The 21259-nt window shown below is 64.2% G+C and carries 14 protein-coding genes and 1 tRNA gene; 8 read left to right on the top strand and 7 right to left on the bottom strand.

All coding sequences use genetic code 11. From position 1 onward, the window contains the following. Positions 1 to 66: 66 nt before the first annotated feature. Positions 67 to 684, bottom strand: a complete 618-nt coding sequence (locus Q0897_RS03340; protein ID WP_299307489.1) for a hypothetical protein — start codon at positions 682 to 684, stop codon at positions 67 to 69. Between the two features lie 127 nt (positions 685 to 811). On the opposite strand from Q0897_RS03340, the gene Q0897_RS03335 reads away from it, so the two are divergent. After that, positions 812 to 3127, top strand: coding sequence for a UvrD-helicase domain-containing protein (locus Q0897_RS03335; RefSeq protein ID WP_299307587.1), 2316 nt, complete (start codon positions 812 to 814; stop codon positions 3125 to 3127). A gap of 55 nt (positions 3128 to 3182) precedes the next feature. On the opposite strand, the gene Q0897_RS03330 is transcribed toward Q0897_RS03335, so the two are convergent. Both Q0897_RS03330 and Q0897_RS03325 read right to left on the bottom strand, forming a co-directional pair. Beyond that, positions 3183 to 4640, bottom strand: a complete 1458-nt coding sequence (locus Q0897_RS03330; RefSeq protein WP_299307488.1) for a DEAD/DEAH box helicase — start codon at positions 4638 to 4640, stop codon at positions 3183 to 3185. Between the two features lie 273 nt (positions 4641 to 4913). Then, positions 4914 to 5408 (bottom strand): hypothetical protein, encoded by a 495-nt coding sequence (locus Q0897_RS03325; RefSeq protein WP_299307487.1) that lies wholly within the window; start codon positions 5406 to 5408, stop codon positions 4914 to 4916. A 244-nt stretch (positions 5409 to 5652) separates the two neighbouring features. On the opposite strand from Q0897_RS03325, the gene Q0897_RS03320 reads away from it, so the two are divergent. After that, entirely contained in the window at positions 5653 to 7086 is a 1434-nt protein-coding gene (locus Q0897_RS03320) for an FAD-binding oxidoreductase (protein WP_299307486.1), read from the top strand. A gap of 151 nt (positions 7087 to 7237) precedes the next feature. Then, positions 7238 to 8017, top strand: coding sequence for a SapC family protein (locus tag Q0897_RS03315; RefSeq protein WP_299307485.1), 780 nt, complete (start codon positions 7238 to 7240; stop codon positions 8015 to 8017). Positions 8018 to 8252: 235 nt separating this feature from the next. Here the strand turns inward: Q0897_RS03315 and Q0897_RS03310 are convergent, their stop codons facing one another. Further along, positions 8253 to 9197, bottom strand: coding sequence for an N-formylglutamate amidohydrolase (locus tag Q0897_RS03310; RefSeq protein ID WP_299307484.1), 945 nt, complete (start codon positions 9195 to 9197; stop codon positions 8253 to 8255). Between the two features lie 155 nt (positions 9198 to 9352). On the opposite strand from Q0897_RS03310, the gene cpdR reads away from it, so the two are divergent. The 5 genes from cpdR (at position 9353) to Q0897_RS03285 (ending at position 14873) form a co-directional block, all read left to right on the top strand. After that, positions 9353 to 9730 (top strand): cell cycle two-component system response regulator CpdR, encoded by a 378-nt coding sequence (cpdR, locus tag Q0897_RS03305; RefSeq protein WP_202084328.1) that lies wholly within the window; start codon positions 9353 to 9355, stop codon positions 9728 to 9730. Between the two features lie 132 nt (positions 9731 to 9862). After that, positions 9863 to 9937, top strand: a tRNA-Val gene (locus Q0897_RS03300). A gap of 155 nt (positions 9938 to 10092) precedes the next feature. Continuing rightward, complete coding sequence (locus Q0897_RS03295) at positions 10093 to 11316, top strand: NADP-dependent isocitrate dehydrogenase (protein ID WP_299307483.1); 1224 nt, start codon at positions 10093 to 10095, stop codon at positions 11314 to 11316. A gap of 92 nt (positions 11317 to 11408) precedes the next feature. Further along, the gene (locus Q0897_RS03290; RefSeq protein WP_299307482.1) at positions 11409 to 13034 is read left to right on the top strand and encodes a bifunctional GNAT family N-acetyltransferase/carbon-nitrogen hydrolase family protein; all 1626 of its coding nucleotides are present in this window, start codon (positions 11409 to 11411) and stop codon (positions 13032 to 13034) included. 48 nt (positions 13035 to 13082) lie between these two features. Next, the gene (locus Q0897_RS03285; RefSeq protein WP_299307481.1) at positions 13083 to 14873 is read left to right on the top strand and encodes a cation:proton antiporter; all 1791 of its coding nucleotides are present in this window, start codon (positions 13083 to 13085) and stop codon (positions 14871 to 14873) included. A 23-nt stretch (positions 14874 to 14896) separates the two neighbouring features. Here the strand turns inward: Q0897_RS03285 and alaS are convergent, their stop codons facing one another. From alaS to Q0897_RS03270, 3 genes are all read right to left on the bottom strand, one after another. Then, positions 14897 to 17557, bottom strand: a complete 2661-nt coding sequence (gene alaS / locus Q0897_RS03280; protein WP_299307480.1) for an alanine--tRNA ligase — start codon at positions 17555 to 17557, stop codon at positions 14897 to 14899. 86 nt (positions 17558 to 17643) lie between these two features. After that, complete coding sequence (recA, locus tag Q0897_RS03275; protein WP_299307479.1) at positions 17644 to 18675, bottom strand: recombinase RecA; 1032 nt, start codon at positions 18673 to 18675, stop codon at positions 17644 to 17646. A 136-nt stretch (positions 18676 to 18811) separates the two neighbouring features. Then, entirely contained in the window at positions 18812 to 21256 is a 2445-nt protein-coding gene (locus Q0897_RS03270) for a response regulator (RefSeq protein WP_299307478.1), read from the bottom strand. Positions 21257 to 21259: the final 3 nt, after the last annotated feature.

Raw genomic sequence — 21259 nt, 5'->3', positions numbered from 1 at the left:
TGGCGCGCATGAAAAAGGGCGGCCGCCTGCGACGGGACCGCCCTTCTCCTTTTGCCTGGGTAGCGCTTACATTTCGCTGGCAGGCTTGCCGGGCCAGTAGTCGAGCGGCTTGGGCCCGCGCTGTCCTGCGGCATAGGGGTTGATGCAGCTGTCGGTGATGGTCGCGCTGCACACCGGATAATCGGCGGGCTGCGTCGCGCGGGCACCGCCCTGCACGATTTCCTTCTTCACATAGCGGACCTGGCCGTTGTTCGACGCCATCGATCCGCTATTGCTCATGGTGCTGTTGCCCATGTTGTTATTTCTGGCGGATGCGGAATTGCCCTGCATCTGGTTGCGCATCTGCGTGGTGACGGCATCCCATGCGGCGCCGCGTTGATCCGCGTTCATGGCATAGAGCTTGTTGCGCTGCTCCGTCGTGAGGAGCCAGAAAGCCTGCTGTTCCATCGGCTCCAGCATCCAGAAATCGGTCTGCTGCGCCTCGGGGAGGAGCCAGTAGCTCGTCTGACGCTCCATGGGCCAGCCATCGTACATCGTGCGATAATTCGCGGGCCAGCCTTCGTAAGACGACATCTGATCCGCGGTCATTTCATAGGACGCGCTGTCGTCCATGTCCTGCGCCGTGGCGGCCAGGGGAGCCGCACTAAGCATCAATGCCGCGCCTGCCATCAGGATATTCTTCATGTGAGTCCTCCTTCGTAAATTCGTCATTCCCGATAGTTACGCCCCGTTCCACAAATTGTTCCGCCCCCGCCTGCACCGGCGCTTGCGCGGTGGGCCCGCGTTCCCTACCTGTTCGCGGGTGACGCATATCGATCCCCCCGCACCCGCCCGCCTTTCCGATGACCATTCCGAAGCGCCATGGCTGCGCGGATTGAACGCGCCGCAACGCGATGCGGTGCTGACGACGGAGGGGCCGGTGCTCATGCTCGCCGGTGCGGGGACGGGGAAGACCGCGGCTCTCACCGCGCGCATGGCGCATCTCATCGCGACGCGCCGCGCCTGGCCGAGCGAGATCCTGTGCGTGACGTTTACCAACAAGGCCGCGCGCGAAATGCGCGAGCGCGTCGGCCACCATATCGGCCCGGCGGTCGAGGGTATGCCATGGCTCGGCACGTTCCACGCCATCGCGGCCAAGATGCTGCGCCGCCATGCCGAGCTTGTCGGGCTGCAATCGAATTATACCATCATCGACACCGACGATCAGCTCCGCCTGCTCAAGCAGCTGATCACCGCGAACGACGTGGATGAAAAACGCTTTCCGGCCAAGCAACTCGCCGGGCTCATCGACCGCTGGAAAAACCGCGGGCTGAACCCGGGCGATCTCGATGCGGAGGAGAACGAGGCCTACGCCAACGGGCGGGGCGAACAATTCTACCGCCTGTATCAGGATCGGCTGAAGGCGCTGAACGCCTGCGATTTCGGCGATCTGCTGTTGCACATGCTGAACATCCTGCGGCGGGAGGCGGACGTCCTCGACCAGTACCGCAGCCGCTTCAAATATATCATGGTGGACGAATATCAGGACACCAACACGGTGCAGTATCTTTGGCTGCGCATGATTGCGCAGAGCAAGGGACCGGACGGGCACAATATCTGCGTCGTGGGCGACGATGATCAGTCGATCTATTCATGGCGCGGCGCAGAAGTCGCCAATATCCTCCGGTTTGAAAAGGATTTTCCCGGCGCGAAAGTGATCCGCCTCGAACAGAATTATCGCTCCACCCCGCAGATCCTCGCCGCCGCCTCGCAGCTCATTGGCGCGAACAGCGAACGGCTCGGCAAGACGCTCTGGACCGAGGCGGACGCCGGCGACAGGGTGAAGGTGATCGGCGTGTGGGACGGGCCGGAGGAAGCGCGGCGCGTCGGCGAAATGGCCGAGACGATGATGCGCGACGGCATATCGCTCGACCGCGCGGCGATCCTCGTGCGCGCACAGTTCCAGACCCGCGAGTTCGAGGATCGCTTCATCCAGATCGGGCTGAATTACAAGATCATCGGGGGGTTTCGTTTCTACGAACGGGCGGAGATCCGGGATGCGATCGCCTATCTTCGCATCATCGCGCAGCCGAGCGACGACCTCGCCTTCGAACGCATCTATAATACGCCCAAGCGCGGGCTGGGTCAGAAGACGCTTGAGAAGCTGCACCGTCATGCGCGGGCGAACGAAATGCCGCTGGCTGCCGCCGCACTCGACATTTGCGACAGTGATGAATTGCCGGCGCGGGCGCGCAATACGCTGCTCGCCCTGATGCGCGATTTCGCCCGCTGGCGCGACGAGGCGAAGACGCTTTCGCCTGCGGAGCTGGCGCGCACCGTGCTCGACGAATCGGGCTATACCGAGGCGTTGCAGAAGGAAAAAAGCGCCGAGGCGGCGGGACGGCTCGAAAACCTGTCCGAACTCGCCCGCGCGATGGAGGATTACGAGACGCTCGGTGCGTTCCTCGAACATGTCAGCCTCGTGATGGACAACGATCGCGGGGATCAGGAAAACACGCTGACGATTATGACGATCCATGCGGCCAAGGGGCTGGAATTCGATTATGTCTTCCTGCCCGGCTGGGAAGAAGGGGTGTTCCCGTCGCAGCGGGCGCTGGACGAAGGGGGGCTGCGTTCGCTCGAGGAGGAGCGGCGGCTCGCCTATGTCGCGATCACGCGGGCGCGGCGGCACTGTACCATACTCTATGCCGCCAATCGCCGCATTTACGGGCAATGGAACAGCGCGATCCCCTCCCGCTTTATCGAGGAATTGCCCGACGACATGATCGATGCGGAAACCACCATGTCGGGCGGCGCATCGCTATGGCGCGCGAACTGGTCGGAGCGGGACGACCCGTTCGCCCATGTCGCCGAGGCGCGCCCATCGCGCACGCAGACGCGCGGCCCCGGCTTCAAACGCGCCAGCGCCGGCAATTTCGACGCCGCGCCCAAACGTATCGCGGAATCGCGGCGCAGCGCGGCGAGCTTTGCCGCGAAACCACGCTCCGACATCGCCATTGGACAGCGCGTGTTCCACGACAAGTTCGGTTATGGCGAGGTGCAGGGCCAGGAAGGCAATAAGCTGGAGATCGCGTTCGAAAGCGGAACCGTCAAGCGCGTGATCGACAGCTTCGTGCAACTGGCCTGAGGCCGCACGCCGCCCTTCCGCCCGATCACCGGGCGGCAGGGCGGGCAAGAGCGGCTCAGGTCGCCGATACCGCGAGGAAATCGGGAACGGGCCCGTTCCACTCGCCCGCAGGTTCTGGCATCCGCGCCTTTGCCTCACGCTTCGGCGCGGGTGCCGGCGCCGGTGCTGCACGGGGCGCGGCGGTATCGTCTTCGGACCGTGCGGCGCGTTCCTTGCGCGGCGGTGCGGGCTGGTCGTCTGCGTTCTGCCGCTTGGTTCTGCGCGTGCGCTTCGGCTTTTCGCCGCTTTCCTTTTCGGAAGTGTCCTTTTCGGGGGCGCCCTTCTTCGCGGTGTCCTGTTCGGAGGCACTGACCGCTTCTTCGGTCGAAGGTTTCTTCTGCGATTTTGCAGGCTTGTCCTGCGCATCCTCGAAACTTTCGAGCTTTGTCCCGGTCAGCTTCTCGATCTCGCGAAGAGCCTCGGCATCGGCGTCGGTGACGAAGGTGAAGGCCCGGCCACTGGCCCCGCCGCGACCGGTGCGGCCCACGCGGTGCACGTAATCGTCCGGGTGCCAGGGCGCGTCATAGTTGAAGACGTGGCTCACCCCTTTGACGTCGAGGCCGCGCGCGGCGACGTCGCTTGCGCACAGGATGTTGATCTCGCTCGCCTTGAACCGTTCCAGCTCCTTCGTCCGGCTCGACTGGTCCATGTCGCCATGGATTTCGCCCGCCTTGAAGCCATAGCTTTGCAGGTTCTTGGCCAGTTCCTTCACCGTGGTCTTGCGGTTGGAAAACACGATAGCCGTGCGGACATTGTCTTCCTTGAGCAATTTGCGGAGCATGCCGCGCTTGCCCCGCGGGGTGACGGGCACCTTGAACTGCGTGATGTTGACATTCGTGGTCGCGGCACGCGCCACCTCGATATGCTTGGGATTGGAGAGGAACTTGTCCGACAGCTTCTTGATGGGCGGCGGCATCGTCGCGGAAAAGAGCAGGGTCTGACGCTGCGTCGGCAGCTTGGTGCAGATATTCTCGATGTCGGGAATGAAGCCCATGTCGAGCATCCGGTCCGCCTCGTCGATGACGAGCAGGTCGCAACCGGTGAGCAGGATCTTGCCCCTCTCGAACAGATCCATGAGCCGGCCCGGCGTCGCGATCAAAACGTCGACCCCTTCGTCGAGCGCGCGGACCTGGTCGCCCATCTGCACCCCGCCGATGAGCAGCGCCATTTTCAGGTCGTGATTGACGCCGTACTTCTCGAAATTCTCCGCAACCTGCGCGGCGAGTTCGCGCGTCGGCTCGAGGATGAGCGAGCGCGGCATGCGGGCCCGGCGGCGGCCATGCGCGAGAATGTCGATCATGGGGAGCACGAAACCCGCGGTCTTCCCCGTACCGGTCTGCGCGATGCCGATGAGGTCGCGCATCATCAGCACGGACGGGATCGCCTGCGCCTGAATCGGCGTGGGTTCGTCGTAACCGGCCGCTTCGACCGATTTCAGCAATTCTTCGGAAAGGCCGAGATCGGCAAATTTCATTGAGGCACTCTATTTATAAGGGATACGAAAAACGGTCGCATCCGGACCGGGTTGGCCGACCGATGGGCGGGCGGCAACGATGGGACGGCAACAGGACGCGGGGCATTCGATTATGCCCGCATCCCTGTTGGCTTCGGCGGCAAGCCAAGACATGCCGGCATTCGAAAGGCCCCGGATCGGGACCCCATATCACTGCGGCGAACCGTCCGCGGGGCTATGGAGCAAAGCGGGAAAAAGTCAAGTTCTCCTCGTATTTCCGTGCATGCCGGCGCGTCAATCCTCCGCCGTCATGCCGCGAAAACTGCTGAGCGTGCAGTCGGCGCCGGACCGGGCGTGCAATTCCTCTCGCCCGGCACAGATGCGTCCGTCGCTCGGCCGTTCCACGTAAAAGCCGGAATAAAAGCTTTCGACAGGGCAGGAGCGTTCGAAATTCGCACTGTAGATCCGGCGGTCGCGCATGAAGAGCAGCAGGCGCCCCTGCCCCAGCCGCACACCCGCGACATCGGCGAGCGCCAGGCATTCCTCGCTCTTCCCGTCGAGCGGCCGCAATTGCGTGACGGCCTGCCGCTGCGGATCGCGATTCTGCGAACCGAACGGCGTGACCCGCACGACGATCCGGCTGCGCGTCTGTTCGAATGTGAGATCGTCGCCGGGGGCATGGATGGCATCCTCCAACTCGTTCGTGTTCCAGCCCATTTCCGCCGCGCCGATCGCGAACGCCCCGCTCAGCAGCGAAAGAGGCGCAATCCAGAGAACGTCGAAAGCCATTATGATTGTCCGAAACCGACCCCGTACTGGTTGAACGACAACAGCTATGAAACCGCTGCTGTGCAGGTGCAACATGCAATTTGGGGCGGTCTGGGCTTCGCGCCTTGAATGATGGCTTAACCTTTCGGATTCTGTGGGAAAATTCGACGGCATCACAAATTCGCGGGCGGTGCGCGCGATGCAGCCACCCGCAACCCGCAAACGGGGGCGACATGGCGCGCGCGATATGGCAAGGCGCGGTGCCATGACGAATGCGAACGACCACGATCACGAAACCTTTCTCGCACACGCGCACGACATCCTCGGCGACAAGGGGTTGAGCCGCGACGCGGATGCGATGGAGCCCTGGCTCACCGATTGGCGCGGGCGCTATACGGGCCGCGCGCGCGCGCTTGCGCAGCCCGCGGATACGGCGCAGCTTTCGCGCATCGTGGCCCTGTGCGCCGAACACGGCGTGCCGATCGTGCCGCAGGGCGGGAACAGCGGCATGGTCGGCGGCGCGACGCCCGATGAAAGCGGCGATGCGCTGCTGCTCTCGCTGCGCCGGATGAACGCCATGACCATCGACGGCGAAGCGCGCACCGCGCGGTGCGGCGCAGGCGTCGTGCTTCAAACCCTTCACGAAGCGGCGGAGGCGGAGCGGTTGCGCTTCCCCCTTTCGCTCGGCGGGAAGGGTTCGGCGACGGTCGGCGGGCTGATCGCGACGAACGCGGGCGGGACGCAGGTCTTGCGCCACGGGGCGATGCGCAGCCTCGTCGCGGGGATCGAGGTCGTGCTCCCCGACGGGCGCGTGCTCGACCTCACGACCGCGTTGAAGAAGGACAATCGCGGTTTCGATCTCAAGCAATTGTGGATCGGCTCCGAAGGGACGCTCGGCATCGTGAGCACCGCGGTGCTGCGCCTTTCGCCCGAAGTCGCGGAGCGGCGCGTGGTCTGGGCGGGTGTGCCCGACCTTCACCAAGCGCGCCGGCTCCTCCTCCATTGCGAGAATGCGATGGGCGACGCGCTCGAAGGGTTCGAGGTGTTGCCGCAAGCCTGTCTCGACGATGTTATCGCCTATCTTCCCGATGCGCAGGCGCCGCTGCAGGAGGCGCATGGCTGGCACGCCCTGCTCGAATTCGTGGCGGACGAGACCAATGCCGAGACGCTGGGCGACCGGGTGGAGGCCGCGATGATGGCCGCGTTCGAGAACGGCCTGGTCGAGGATGCCGCCATCGCGGCCAATGAAACGCAGGCCGAAGCGTTCTGGCAATTGCGGGAGACGATCGCGCCCGCCGAAAAGGCGCGCGGCCCCGCGGTGCAGCACGACATTTCCGTGCCGGTCGCGAAAATGCCCGATTTCATGGATTTCATCGCCGGGGACATCGCCGCCGACTGGCCCGACCACGATGTCGTGGGATTCGGCCATCTGGGCGACGGGAATATCCACCTCCACGTGATCGCGCCCGATGGTGCAGAGGAAGCCGCGTGGGAGGCCGCCGACGGCAAGGCGATCAGCCGCCGCGTCTATGCCCGCGTCGGCGAATGGGGCGGCTCGATCTCCGCCGAACACGGCATCGGGCAGGACAAGCGCGACATGCTGCGCGATACGCATGCGGCGGCCGCGCTCGACGTGATGGCGGCGATCAAGCATGCGCTCGACCCTGCCAATATCATGAACCCCGGCAAGTTGATCTGAGGCTGCTCGCGGACGCATGGGCCGCGATGCGACCGCCTTGCACCGCCTGCACCGCTCGCCTAAAGCGCCATGCCATCCGGGGGGCGGCCACCGTCCCCGCACGATATTTCGCAATCACCCGAAGCTCAATTGTCTGTACCGGAGAATTCCTATGGCCAGCGCGCCGCAAAACGCCAACCTGCCGATCTTCTACAACGGCCTTGTTCCGCTCAACAGCAACGAACACGGCAATTTTCGCGCGCTGAGCACGGAAAAGGCGCCCTGGCTCGCGAAGCAGCATGCCGTTCCGCTCACGGTCGAGGAGTTCCCCTCGGCGCAGCGCAACTATCCCATCATCTTTTCGTCCGGCGACAATCCGGTTCCGCTCGCACTGATGGGGCTGAATGAAGGGATCAACACCTTCTTCGACGACGAAGGCACGATGACGACACCCGCCTATGTCCCGGCCTATGCGCGCCGCTATCCCTTTCTCCTCGCCAAGCTGTCGCCCGACACGGATCAGCTTTCGCTGTGCTACGACCCGTCGAGCAATCTTGTCGGTGAATTCGACGAAGGCGAACGCCTGTTCAACGACGAGGGGCAGCCCAGCACCGCGACGCAGAACATCCTCAAATTCAACGAGCAGTTCGAGCAGGCCGGCCAGCGCACCGCCGCCTTCATGCAGGAACTGAAAAAGCACGACCTGCTCATGGATGGCGAGGTTGCCATTCGCCGTGACGAAAGCAGCGACCCGTTCATCTATCGCGGTTTCCAGATGGTGGATCAGGAAAAGCTGCGCGAAATGCGCGGCGATCAGCTCCGCACCTGGAATCAGAACGGGCTGCTGTCGCTGGTCTATGCGCATCTCTTCTCGCTCGATCTGACGCGCGAAATCTTCGGGCGCCAAGTGAACCAGGGCAAGGGCCCCGTGTCACAGACCGCCAACGCCTGAGTTCATTCTACACGGACAGGAACGTCGCCGGCCGCGCGCAAAACGCGGCCGGCGTTTTTGTTCCCGTTAAAAACAAATATTTGTTTCGTGATGCAGGCTTGTCACGATCCGACAATCGACCTATCTGCAGAGTCGTTCTCGCCGGTTTCCCTCATGGCCGGCAGACAGGCGCCATTGGCGCCACCTCCCTGAACCTTGACCACCTCGCGCAATGCGCGGGGTGGTTTTTTCTTGGCTATTCCGCTGCCTGCGCACGCGCGGCCCGTTCGCGCGCCACCGCCGCCAGCGCATGGACCAGATCGGCGATGAGAGCGGCCTGCCGCTCCACCCCGTCCTCGCGAGGCGCGTGATCGTCGGCGAGATAGGTCGCGCGGTCGATTTCCAGCTGTATCGCATGAACCCCGCCACGCGGATCGCCATGCCGGTCAAGCACATATCCGCCAGCATAGGGCCGGTTGAAGGCCGCCTCCACCCCGCCCTGCTCCAGCATATGCATCGCCGCCGCGGCGAAATCGCCCGAACAGCTGCGCCCGAAACGCGTGCCGACGACATGAGTCGCGGCTGGCCCGCCGCCGCCATCCACCGGCACGAGCGAGGGCATCGAATGCAGGTCGAGCAGGACCGCCTCGCCCCAACGCTCCCGGATGTCGGCCAGCATCCGCCCGAGACAGCCGTGATAGGGCGCATGGATCGCACCGATCCGGCGCCCCGCATCTTGCGCCGGAATGCTCCCGCGCCAGATGTCGCCCATCCCCGAAAGCCGCCGCGGAAACAGGCCCAGCCCGCGCAGCGAACGCGCCCCCGCCACCATCCCGGTGCGATCGCCGCGGAACATCGCCGGGTCGATGTCGCCCGGATCGCGGTTGAGGTCGATCATCGCGCGCGGCGCCTGCGCGATGAGCATCGCCGCACCGGTCTTTTCCGCGACGCGGCGCGCGATGGCGTCGACATGACGATCCTCGAGCCGGACCATCGCCTCGCCCGGATCGCGCATATGGTCGAGGATCGCGGGCGGATAGGCGCGCCCCGCATGGGGAACCGCGATCAGAAGCGGCAGGCCGGCCCGGCGGCCCGCCTGGACGGTGAACGCGGCACGGGCAAGCCCCGGTATCGATCCGCCGGACTGCGCCATATCGTCGCGGTCGGCTCTTGCCGGAGTCTCATCGTCGCCATCGTGCATTGGGCGGGAGGATGCCCGCTTCCCACCATCGAATCAATCGCCGTAGGGGTTTACCCTCGCTTGCACAGGATTTGTTTACGCGTCACCTGCTATGCGAAATCTGCCGTGGAAGTCCGGCCCCCGGATTTGCGCGACCCATCTTGATCGAGGCAACCATGATTCGAATTCTGCTGGCCGAAGACGAGGAGGCCATGCGCACATACCTGCACCGCGCACTCGAAAACGCAGGGTACGAAGTGGTCGCCGTCGACAGGGGCACCGCCGCCTTGCCGCTGTTGCAGACGCATCATTTCGATCTCCTGCTGTCCGATATCGTGATGCCGGAGATGGACGGTATCGAACTTGCGCAACGCTGTGCGCAGGTATCGCCCACGACGAAGGTCATGTTCATCACCGGTTTCGCGGCGGTAAGCATGCGCGCCAGCAAGGAGGCACCCCAGGCCAAGGTGCTGTCAAAACCCTTTCATCTCAAGCATCTCGTCGCCGAGGTGGAGCAGCTGTTCGAACGCTCGCCGGTCCGCGGCCCGCGCTGAGCACTTGCAAAAAAGGAGCGTGTCGCAAAAACTTTGAAATGACGGCTTGCGCATTCGGGAAAGCCCCGGTAGTGGGACGCGCCTACCGGCGGTAAACGGGCTTGCCCCTTCCGCCGGACGATGCCGAAGAGTGGGCGTATAGCTCAGTGGTAGAGCACTGTGTTGACATCGCAGGGGTCGGAAGTTCAATCCTTCCTACGCCCACCATCGGCCCCCTCCCCCCGTTTCGATATTCGTGAGATCGCTGCTGCGGTCCGCTTTGCATGTCCGCGCCCCTTGCGCCGCGTCGCACCTTTGCTAAGAGGCCTTCGACGCGGGCCGATGGCGCCCATTTTTCATGCAGACGAGAAAGAACGAGGCCGATGGAGAAGATCAAGGTTAAGAACCCCGTCGTAGAGATCGACGGCGACGAAATGACGCGGATCATCTGGGAATGGATTCGCGAACGCCTGATCCTTCCCTATCTCGACATCGACCTGAAATATTACGATCTGTCGGTACAGAAGCGCGACGAGACCGATGACCAGATCACCGTCGATGCCGCCAATGCGATCAAGGAACATGGCGTCGGCGTGAAATGCGCGACGATCACCCCGGACGAGCAGCGGGTCGAGGAATTCGACCTCAAAAAGATGTGGCGTTCGCCCAACGGCACGATCCGCAACATCCTTGGCGGCGTGGTTTTCCGCGAACCCATCGTGATCGACAACGTGCCGCGGCTTGTCCCCGGCTGGACCGATCCGATCGTCGTGGGCCGTCACGCATTCGGCGATCAGTACAAGGCGACCGACACGCTGATCCCCGGCCCGGGCAAGCTGCGCCTCGTGTTCGAAGGCGACGACGGCCAGGTCATCGACAAGGAAGTGTTCGAATTCCCGAGCTCCGGCGTCGCGATGGCGATGTACAACCTCGACGATTCGATCCGCGATTTCGCCCGCGCCAGCTTCAACTACGGGCTCAACCTCGGCTGGCCGGTGTATCTGTCGACGAAGAACACGATTCTGAAAGCCTATGACGGGCGCTTCAAGGATCTCTTCCAGGAAGTGTTCGACACCGAAGGCTTCGCCGAGAAATTCGCCGAAAAGAAGATCACCTACGAACACCGCCTGATCGACGACATGGTCGCCTCCGCGTTGAAGTGGAGCGGCAAGTTCGTGTGGGCGTGCAAGAACTACGACGGCGACGTGCAGTCGGATACGGTGGCGCAGGGCTACGGCTCGCTCGGCCTGATGACCTCGGTGCTGATGGCTCCGGACGGCAAGACGGTGGAGGCCGAGGCCGCCCACGGCACCGTCACCCGCCACTATCGCCAGCATCAGCAGGGCAAGGCGACCAGCACCAACCCGATCGCGTCGATCTTCGCATGGACGCGCGGCCTGATGTATCGCGGCAAGTTCGACGAGACGCCCGAGGTGGTGAAGTTTGCCGAAACGCTCGAAAAGGTCTGCATCCAGACGGTCGAGAACGGCCAGATGACCAAGGATCTTGCTCTGCTCATCGGCCCGGATCAGAACTGGCTGACGACCGAACAGTTCTTCGAGGCCATCGTGAACGGGCTCGAAACCGAAATGGGCAAGCGCGGCTGATCCTACCGCCCTTGCCGGATTAAGGGAAACACCGGTCGCGCAGGGTGCGTGGCCGGTGTTTCTTGCTTTGACGACGACATACGGAGCCCATCATGGCCAACACCACCGCCCGCCTCGAAGTGCGTCAGGCCCGGCCCAGCGATGTGAGCGGCATCGCTGCGCTAATCCGCCGCGCCTATGCCGATCTGCCCGCCTACACCTATGGCGAGATCCGGGGGCAGATGAACAACTACCCCGAGGGTTGCTTCGTCGCGAAGCTCGACGGGAAGGTCGTGGGGTATTGCGCGTCGATGCGGCTGGGTTCGGTCGCGCTGCGTCCGCATAGCTGGGACGAGATTACGGGCAACGGCTTCGGTTCGCGGCACAATCCGACGGGCGAGTGGTTGTATGGCTACGAAATGTGCGTCGATCCGAAGGTGCGGGGAACGCGGATCGGGCGGCGCCTTTACGAAGAACGACGCGCGCTGGCCGAGCGGCTCGACCTTACCGGCATCACCTTTGGCGGACGTCTGCCGAACCTGTCGCGGCACTGGCGCAAGGTGGAGGGCCCGCAGGACTACGTCGATCAGGTCGTCGCCGGAAAGCTGCACGATCCGGTGTTGAGGTTTCAGCTTGCAAACGGCTTTGAACCCATTGGTATCCTTGAAAAATACCTTCCCGAGGACAAGAAGTCGAAGTCCTTTGCCGCGCATATGGTGTGGCGCAATCCCTTCGTCGATCGCGATCAGCCGACGAAGTTCCGCCTGCCCCGCGATGTCGAAAGCGTGCGCGTCGCCACCTGTCAGCTTCAGGCCCGACAGGTAAAGGATTACGAAGAGTTCATGCGCGGCATCGAATATTTCGTCGATGTTGCAGCGGATTACGACGCGGACTTCATCCTGTTTCCCGAATTGTTCACCCTGCCCCTGCTGTCCTTCGCGGATCAGGAATTGTCGCCAAGCGAGGCGATCGAGGTGTTGTCGAACTACACGCCGAAAATCCGCAAGGCGCTGTCGAAAATGGCGCTGGAATATAACATCAACATCATCGGCGGTTCGCACCCGACGCGGATGGAGGACGGCGATATTCACAATGTCGCCTATGTCTGTCTGCGCGACGGATCGGTCCACGAACAGGAGAAGATCCACCCCACCCCGAACGAGGATTACTGGTGGAACATCAAGGGCGGTGACAGCATCGACGCGATTCAGACCGACTGCGGCCCGATCGGCGTGCTGATCTGCTACGACAGCGAATTTCCGGAACTTGCCCGCCGCCTCGTGGATGAGGGTGCGCGCATCATTTTCGTGCCCTTCTGTACCGACAGCCGCCAGGGCTACATGCGGGTGCGCTATTGCGCGCAGGCCCGCGCGATCGAGAATCAGTGCTTCGTCGTGATGAGCGGAAATGTCGGCAACCTGCCCAATGTCGGCAACATGGACATTCAATACGCGCAAAGCTGCATCCTGACGCCGTGCGATTTTCCGTTCGCGCGCGACGGCATCGCCGCGGAGGCGACCGAGAATGTCGAAACCCTCACCATCAGCGACGTGAACCTCGCCGACCTGTCCTGGGCCCGGGCCGAAGGCACGGTGCGCAACCTTGCCGACCGCCGTTTCGACCTTTACCAGATCGAATGGGCCGGCAAGGTCGGCAAACCTCTGGAAGACAAGGTCGGACAGAACGACGAGGCCGCGGGCGGGCAACCGCTCGGTCCGCGTTCGCCCGGCGGCGGTTGATGGGCGCGCTTTCACAAATCCGCGGTTCGGTATAATCAGAAGAGCACGATGGCGAGCGAACTCCATTTTTCCCCGGTCCTGTCCGACGCGCTGGTCATCCTCGGGGCGGCGGGCATCGTCATTCCGGTCTTTGCCCGGTTCCGCATCACGCCGATCATCGGTTTCATCCTGGTCGGCATGCTGGTCGGGCCGTTCGGCCTGGGCCGGTTCGTGTTCGAATATCCCTGGCTTCAATACGTAACGATCACCGATCCGCAGGGGCTCGAACCCTTTGCCGAGTTCGGGATCATCCTGCTGTTGTTCACGATCGGGCTGGAACTGTCGTTCAACCGGCTCTGGTCGATGCGGCGGCTCGTCTTCGGGCTCGGCGCGTTCGAGCTTGCGATTTCGGCGGCGCTGATCGCGTTCGTGCTCATGGTGATGGGGCAATACTGGACAGGTGCGATGGGCCTGGGGCTGGCGCTGGCGCTGTCGTCGACGGCGCTTGTGCTGCCTCTATCGGGCACGCGTTCGCCGGTGGGCAAGGCGGCGCTGTCGATGCTGTTGTTCGAGGATATCGCCATCGTGCCGATCATCTTCCTGCTCGGCGCGATGGCACCCTATGCCGCGTCGGAGGGGATGGAGGGGCTCGTCCATACGCTCTGGACAGGCGCGCTGACCGTGGCCGTGCTGATGGTCGCGGGGCGCCTGCTGCTGCCGCGGCTTTTCGCACAGGCTGCCCGGACGAAGAGCCCGGAGCTGTTCCTTGCCGCCAGCCTGCTCGTCGTGATCGTCGCCTCGCTCGCGACCGCGGCCGTGGGGCTTTCGCCGATCGTGGGCGCCCTGCTCGCAGGGTTGCTGATCGCCGAAACCGAATATCATACTGAGGTCGAGGGCATCACCGCGCCGTTCAAGGGGCTCGCGCTCGGCGTGTTCCTGATCACGGTCGGCATGGGCGTGGACCTCAGCGTGATCGCCGCGAACATCTGGCCGATCACGCTGGCGGTTACCGGGATCCTGCTCCTGAAATCGGTGGTGACGGGGTTCCTGCTGCGGATGATGGGCGCCCGCCGCGGCACCGCGGTCGAAACCGGGATCATGATGAGCAGCCCCTCGGAAACGACGCTCATCGTGCTCTCCGCGGCAGCGAGCGCGCAATTGATTCAGCCCACCACCGCGCAATTCTGGCAGATCGTGACGGCCATCGGCCTGACGATTACGCCGATTCTCGCGCTGATCGGGCGGAAAATGGCGCGGCGGATCGACGCCGCGGGCCTGCCGCCGCTCGACACCGATACCGAAACGTCCGAACGCGCGATTATTATCGGCTACGGCCGTGTCGGTCGCCTGATCGCGGACATGATGGTGAAGCACGACCGGCCGTTCCTCGCCATCGACAGCGACCCGGAATGCGTGACCATTGCGCGCGCGCGCAAACATCCGCTTCTGTTCGCCGATGCGCGCGGACCGGCGCTCGACCGGATCGACATTTCGGAGGCGTCTGCCGTGATCCTCACCATGGACGAGCCGGTGCTGGCGGCGACATTGGTGAAGAAATTGCGCGCCGCCCATCCGCAAATGCCGATTTTGGCCCGCGCGCGCGATTCCGCCCACGCGGCGGAACTCTATCGGGCAGGCGCGACCGATGCGGTGCCCGAAACGCTGGAAAGCTCGCTACAGCTGTCGGAATCCGTGCTGGTCAACATGGGAGTCGGCGTCGGGCCGGTCATCGCCTCGATCCATGAAAAGCGCGACGAATTTCGCGAACGCATCATGCGCGAGGGCAAGCTCAGCCAGAAGCCGAAACTGAAAACCTCGCTCGCCGATCGCGACCTGCACGCCGCCGCCGAAACGCTCTAGGCATCGCGACGGCGGCACGGGTTTTATTGCGCCAGCGCCGCCCGCACCGAATCGATCGCGGCATCGGCCTTGTCCCCATCGGGGCCGCCGCCCTGCGCCATGTCGGCGCGGCCACCGCCGCCCTTGCCGCCGAGTTCCGCCACGCCGACCCGCACGAGATCGACCGCGCTGAACCGTTCGGTGAGATCGTCGGTCACGGCCACCGCGAATGCGGCGCGTCCTTCGTTCACCGCGGCAATGGCCGCGATCCCGGAACCCAGGCGCTTCTTTGCCTCGTCCAGCAGGCCGCGCAATTGCTTCGGGTCCATGTTCTGCAGCACCTGGCCCGAGAAACCGACGCCGCCGATATTCTCGGCCGCGCTGGCCTGCGCCGTGCCGCCACCCGATGCTTCGGCCAGTGCAAGCGCCTTGCGCGCCTCGGCCAGTTCCTTTTCGAGGCGGCGCCGTTCCTCCACCATGGTGCGGACGCGCTCGGCGGCATCGTCGGCGCTGGTCTTCAGGCTTGCGGCGACCTGCTTCAACGCATCGTCACGCCCCACCATCCAGAGCCGCGCGGCCTCGCCGGTCAGCGCCTCGATCCGGCGCACGCCGGAGGATACCGCGCTCTCCGACACGATGCGGAACAGGCCGATATTGCCCAGCGCATCGACATGGGTGCCGCCGCACAATTCGACCGAGTAGGAGCGCGCCCCCTCGTTCGCCCGGCCCATGGACAACACGCGGACCTCGTCGCCGTATTTCTCGCCGAAAAGCGCCATGGCCCCCGCCTCGATCGCCTCGTCCGGGGTCATGAGCCGGGTCGTAACCGCCTCGTTATGGCGGATTTCCGCGTTCACCTCGGCCTCGACCCCGGCGATTTCTTCATCGGAAAGCGGCTTGGGATGGGAAAAATCGAAGCGCAGGCGGTCCCGCCTGACGAGCGAGCCTTTCTGCGTGACATGATCGCCGAGCGCGCGGCGCAGCGCCGCATGCAGGAGGTGCGTCGCCGAATGGTTGGCGCGAATGGCATCGCGGCGCTCGGCGTCGATCGCCATCTGCACGGTCTGTCCGACGGCGATGCTGCCCTTCTCGACCTCGCCATGATGGGTGATGAGACGGCCAAGCGGTTTCCCGCAATCGTCGATGCGCAGGGTCAGCCGGTCCTCGTCGCGGATCGTGCCGGAATCGCCGCTCTGCCCACCGCTTTCGCCATAGAACGGCGTCTGATTGGTGAGCACGGTCACGGTTTCGCCGGCGTCGGCCTGCTGGACTTCCTTGCCGTCCTTGACGATGGCGACGACGCGGCCCTCGCCCTTCGTCGTCGTGTAGCCTGTGAATTCGGTCGCGCCTTCGCGTTCGGCGATGTCGAACCAGATTTCGTCGGAGGTTGCCTCGCCCGAACCCTTCCACGCGGCGCGCGCGGCGGCCTTCTGCTCCGCCATGGCGGCGTCGAAACCGGCCCGGTCGACGCCGATGTCGCGGGCGCGCAGGGCATCCTCGGTCAGGTCGTAGGGGAAGCCATAGGTGTCGTAGAGCTTGAACGCGGTCGCGCCGGGCAGGCTGTCGCCGGCGGTCATCGCGGCGGTTTCATCGTCGAGCAGGCGCAACCCCTTGTCCAGCGTCTGCCGGAAACGGGTTTCCTCACGCTCCAGCACCTCCTCGATCAGGGCCTGCCCCCGGCCCAGTTCGGGATAGGCCTGCCCCATCTCGCCGATGAGCGCGGGCACGAGCCGGTGCATCAACGGTTCCTCCGCGCCGAGGAGATGCGCGTGCCGCATGGCCCGGCGCATGATCCGCCGCAGGACATAGCCGCGCCCCTCGTTCGAGGGCAGCACCCCGTCCGCAAGGAGGAAGCTCGTCGAACGCAGATGGTCGGCGATGACCCGATGGCTCGCCACGCGGTCGCCCTCCGCCTTGACGCCGGTCAGCGCCTCCGACGCGGCAATCAGCGCGCGAAACGTGTCGATGTCGTAATTGTCATGCTCGCCTTGAAGCACGGCGGCGATGCGTTCAAGACCCATGCCGGTGTCGATCGACGGACGCGGCAGCGGCTCGCGCGTGCCGTCGGCCGATTGCTCGAACTGCATGAACACGAGATTCCAGATCTCGATGAAACGGTCGCCATCCTCGTCCGGCGATCCGGGCGCGCCGCCGAAAATCCCCTCGCCATGGTCGTAGAAGATTTCGCTGCACGGGCCGCAGGGGCCGGTGTCGCCCATGGACCAGAAATTGTCGGCGGTCGCGATGCGGATGATGCGCTCGTCAGGCAGGCCGGCGATCTTCTTCCACAGGTCGAACGCCTCGTCGTCGCTGTGATAGACCGTCGCCGTCAGCCGGTCGGGGTTCAGCCCCCACTCCTTCGTCAACAGCGTCCAAGCGTTGAGGATCGCCTCTTCCTTGAAATAATCGCCGAAGGAAAAATTGCCGAGCATCTCGAAAAACGTGTGATGCCGCGCGGTATAGCCGACATTGTCGAGGTCGTTGTGCTTGCCACCGGCGCGCACGCATTTCTGCGACGAGGTGGCGCGCGGGCGGTCCCGCTTTTCAAGGCCGGTGAACACGTTCTTGAACGGGACCATGCCTGCGTTCACGAACATCAGGGTCGGGTCGTTATACGGGACCAGCGGCGCGGAGTGCACCTTTTCATGGTCCTTCCCGGCGAAATAGTCGAGAAAGGATGCGCGGATGTCGTTCGTCGAAGTCATGGCACGCAGTTAGGACAGCGCGCGATGCCGGGCAAGCCGGGAAATGCGCGCGGGCGGAAGGGCACGGCCTTCCGCCCGCATCGCGATCAATCCTCTTCGCCGTCATCCTTGCCGGGGTTGACCATCATTTCCTCGGCGACCTTGTCGGTCTTGCCGCGGATGGCAGCCTCCAGCTTTTCGCGGAGTTCGTCGTTTTCCTTGAGGAAATTCTTCGCGTTTTCACGGCCCTGGCCGATCCGCACGCTGTCATAGCTGAACCAGGCGCCGGATTTCTCGACCAGCCCGGCCTTCACGCCGAGATCGAGAATCTCGCCGATCTTCGAAATGCCCTCGCCATACATGATGTCGAATTCCACCTGCTTGAACGGCGGGGCGACCTTGTTCTTCACCACCTTCACGCGGGTCGAATTGCCGACGATCTCGTCGCGGTCCTTGATCTGTCCGGTGCGGCGAATGTCGAGCCGGACCGACGCATAGAATTTCAGCGCATTGCCGCCCGTCGTCGTTTCCGGATTGCCGTACATCACGCCAATCTTCATGCGCAGCTGGTTGATGAAGATCACCATGCATTTCGAACGGTTGATCGACCCGGTCAGCTTGCGCAGCGACTGGCTCATCAAACGCGCCTGAAGGCCGACGTGGCTGTCGCCCATCTCGCCCTCGATCTCCGCACGCGGGACCAGCGCCGCGACCGAATCGACCACCAGCACGTCGATCGCGTTGGAGCGCACCAGCGTATCGACGATTTCGAGTGCCTGCTCGCCTGTGTCGGGCTGCGACACGATGAGTTCGTCGACATCGACGCCGAGCTTCTTGGCATAGACGGGATCGAGCGCGTGTTCGGCATCGACGAAGGCGGCGGTTCCGCCGTTCTTCTGCGCCTCCGCAATGACGTGCAGCGCCAGCGTGGTCTTGCCCGAGCTTTCGGGGCCATACACCTCGATCACGCGGCCCTTGGGCAGGCCGCCGATGCCAAGCGCAATGTCGAGCCCGAGCGAACCGGTCGAGATCGCCTCGACATTCATGGCCTCCCGGCTGCCCAGCTTCATGGCCGAGCCCTTGCCGAAGGCCCTGTCGATCTGCGCGAGTGCGGCGTCGAGCGCCTTTTGCCGGTCCACGATAGAATTCCTTCACGAAAAAATTGGGATTCGCTGCCGTTCAGGGCAACGTATCAATGCCTAGGCGGCCAACACGAAACGTCAACCGCAAGCCGTATGTATTCATTTTGTTCCGCCGGGACAAGATGGCGGGTGATCATTCGACGCGCGGATTGTCCGCACCCGCCGCGCCCCCTTCGCGCGCCTTGGCGAGGACGCGGGCGACCTGCTCGCCGATCTGCGCCACGGAAAATGGCTTGGCGAGGAAATACATGCCGGCGATGTCGATTTCGCGGCGCAGCTGCTCCTCCGCATAGCCGGACATGAAGATGACGGGGATATGCGGATATTGCTTGCGGATTTCGCGGACCATCGCGGGCCCGTCCATCGTCGGCATGACGACATCGCTCACCACCAGGTCGAACCGGCCATCGCGCCCGATGATCTCCAGCCCTTCCTCGCCATCGGCGGCGCAGGTCACCTCGTAGCCCTGCCTCTTGAGCGCGCGCTCCGCGACGGCGCGTACCGTGTGCTCGTCCTCGACCAGGAGGATCGCGCCATTGCCGCCGAAGCTGACCGCGCTTTCCGGCTCCGGCACGCGCTTGGCCTTCTGCTCGGCGACGATCTCGCCCGGCTGCACCGTGTGCACGGGGAGGTAGACGGAGAATTGCGCGCCGCCGCCCGGCGGGCTGTCGGCAAAGATGAAACCGCCCGACTGCTTCACGATGCCATACACGGTGGACAGGCCGAGCCCGGTACCCTTGCCCGTTTCCTTCGTCGTGTAGAACGGCTCGAAAATCTTGCCGAGCTTGTCGACCGGAATGCCGCCGCCCGTATCCGTGACGCAGAGCGCGGTATAATGCCCCTTCGGCAGGATATCATTGTTGAGCTCGCGCACTTCGGCCGGGCCGATGCGGTGGGTGGAAATCTTGAGCGTGCCGCCATCGCTCTTGGCGAGCATCGCGTCACGGGCATTGACGGCGAGGTTGACGATGACCTGCTCCAGCTGCCCCGGATCGGCGCGCACCGGACCCAGCGCACGGTCATGCGTCACCACGAGCCGGATCTTCTCACCGATGAGCCGCTTCAGAAGGACCGAAACCTCCGATATCACATCGGGAAGCTGCAAGGTTTGCGGGCGCAGGGTCTGCTGCCGCGAAAAGGCCAGCAATTGCCGGGTCAGCGAGGCGGCGCGATTGGAATTGGCCTTGATCTGCTGAATATCATCGTAATCGATGTCGCCCGGCGTATGGCGCAGCAGCATGAGGTCGCAATAGCCGATGATCGCGGTCAGAACATTGTTGAAATCATGCGCGACACCGCCGGCAAGCTGCCCAACCGCCTGCATCTTGGTGGCCTGCGCGACTTGGCGTTTGAGGCGGGTTTCCTCGGTCGAATCCTTGAGGCTGAGCATGACCGCCGCCTCGCCCAGCCCGCGCACGCTCGCCAGGCTGATCGAGACGGTTTCGTCGGGCATGCTTTCGAGCCGGACCGGCACCTTGGCCGAACCGGGCGCGCCCGCCGCATGGCGCCGCACCGCATCGGCAAGCGCGCTTTTGTCCTCGTGCACGACCAGTTCGGCGGGGAAGGACGGCGTCTCGACCTTTTCGTCGAGCGCGACGGCACGCCGGAACGCGCGATTGACGAAGAGGAACCGTCCGTCCCTGTCCGCCATGGCAAGCCCCAGCGGCAGGAGCGACATCAGCGCCTCTATATCCGGCAGGCTCGACACCGCGGATGCGCGCGGCCCGCTGTTGAGGATCAGGAACAATGTCGGCGGAAGTTCCGGAATGTCGCCCGGCGCAATATCGGGGTCCGCGATGGGCACGTGAACCAGCGTGAGCGGATCGCCGTCCTCGCCCTCCCGCGCGTAGAAATAGCGTTCGTATTCGTCGCCCGTCAGGAAATCGACGAAATCCTGCCCCGTGGTCGATCCGTCCGCACGGCCCGTCGCACGCGCGGCGAACGCATCGTTCGCGCCGAGGATGGTCCCGTCGGGATTGACCGCCGCCGCCTGTATTCCCGCCGCGCCGAGTGCGCGCCCCACGCGTCCGCGCAAGTGGCGGACGACCTCAGCAACTTGGTTCTCGCTCGCCACCGGGGTGAAGGTCCAGATGAGGTAATCCTCGCCCCGCCCTGCCCGCGCGAGCTTGAGATTCCAGCGCCCGTTTCGCCGCACCAGCCGGTCGAGCGATGCCTCCCCACTGCGCCAGGCATCCTTGACCGCCTGCGGGAGCCGTTCCGCATCGCCGCGTTCGAACGGGCCGCCCGGCGTCGCATCGTCGAAACCGAACCATTCGCCGTAACGGGCATTGGCGCACACGATGCGGCCGCGCCGATTGGTGATCGCCATCGCAACATCGGGCCATTCGATCGCCGCCGCCGTCACGGACCAGTCCTCGACGTCCGGGCTATCGGCCTCCGCAATGGAAAAGCGCGCGGAAAGCCGCGGCATCACCGCCCAGACGATGCCGAACATCACCGCCAGCCCGCTGAGATAAACCCCCGTGAGCAGCCATTGCCCGCTGACGAGTTGGAGGAGTATCCCGCTCAGCAGCGCTGCCGCGGCGAGCCAGATCCCGTCCCGCCCGCGAATCGGCAATCG

It is taken from the genome of uncultured Croceicoccus sp. (assembly GCF_947496385.1).
Taxonomy (GTDB): domain Bacteria; phylum Pseudomonadota; class Alphaproteobacteria; order Sphingomonadales; family Sphingomonadaceae; genus Croceicoccus.
This window is presented reverse-complemented; position numbering and strand designations above follow the sequence as displayed.

What these genes read in the sequence shown, in the direction of transcription:
- Q0897_RS03290 (WP_299307482.1), top strand. Translation starts at nt 11,409, where the DNA reads ATGGCCAACACCACCGCCCGCCTCGAAGTGCGTCAGGCCCGGCCCAGC.
- Q0897_RS03325 (WP_299307487.1), bottom strand. Translation starts at nt 5,408, where the DNA reads ATGGCTTTCGACGTTCTCTGGATTGCGCCTCTTTCGCTGCTGAGCGGG.
- Q0897_RS03330 (WP_299307488.1), bottom strand. Translation starts at nt 4,640, where the DNA reads ATGAAATTTGCCGATCTCGGCCTTTCCGAAGAATTGCTGAAATCGGTC.
- Q0897_RS03315 (WP_299307485.1), top strand. Translation starts at nt 7,238, where the DNA reads ATGGCCAGCGCGCCGCAAAACGCCAACCTGCCGATCTTCTACAACGGC.
- Q0897_RS03310 (WP_299307484.1), bottom strand. Translation starts at nt 9,197, where the DNA reads ATGCACGATGGCGACGATGAGACTCCGGCAAGAGCCGACCGCGACGAT.
- Q0897_RS03285 (WP_299307481.1), top strand. Translation starts at nt 13,083, where the DNA reads ATGGCGAGCGAACTCCATTTTTCCCCGGTCCTGTCCGACGCGCTGGTC.
- Q0897_RS03295 (WP_299307483.1), top strand. Translation starts at nt 10,093, where the DNA reads ATGGAGAAGATCAAGGTTAAGAACCCCGTCGTAGAGATCGACGGCGAC.
- Q0897_RS03340 (WP_299307489.1), bottom strand. Translation starts at nt 684, where the DNA reads ATGAAGAATATCCTGATGGCAGGCGCGGCATTGATGCTTAGTGCGGCT.
- Q0897_RS03320 (WP_299307486.1), top strand. Translation starts at nt 5,653, where the DNA reads ATGACGAATGCGAACGACCACGATCACGAAACCTTTCTCGCACACGCG.
- cpdR (WP_202084328.1), top strand. Translation starts at nt 9,353, where the DNA reads ATGATTCGAATTCTGCTGGCCGAAGACGAGGAGGCCATGCGCACATAC.
- alaS (WP_299307480.1), bottom strand. Translation starts at nt 17,557, where the DNA reads ATGACTTCGACGAACGACATCCGCGCATCCTTTCTCGACTATTTCGCC.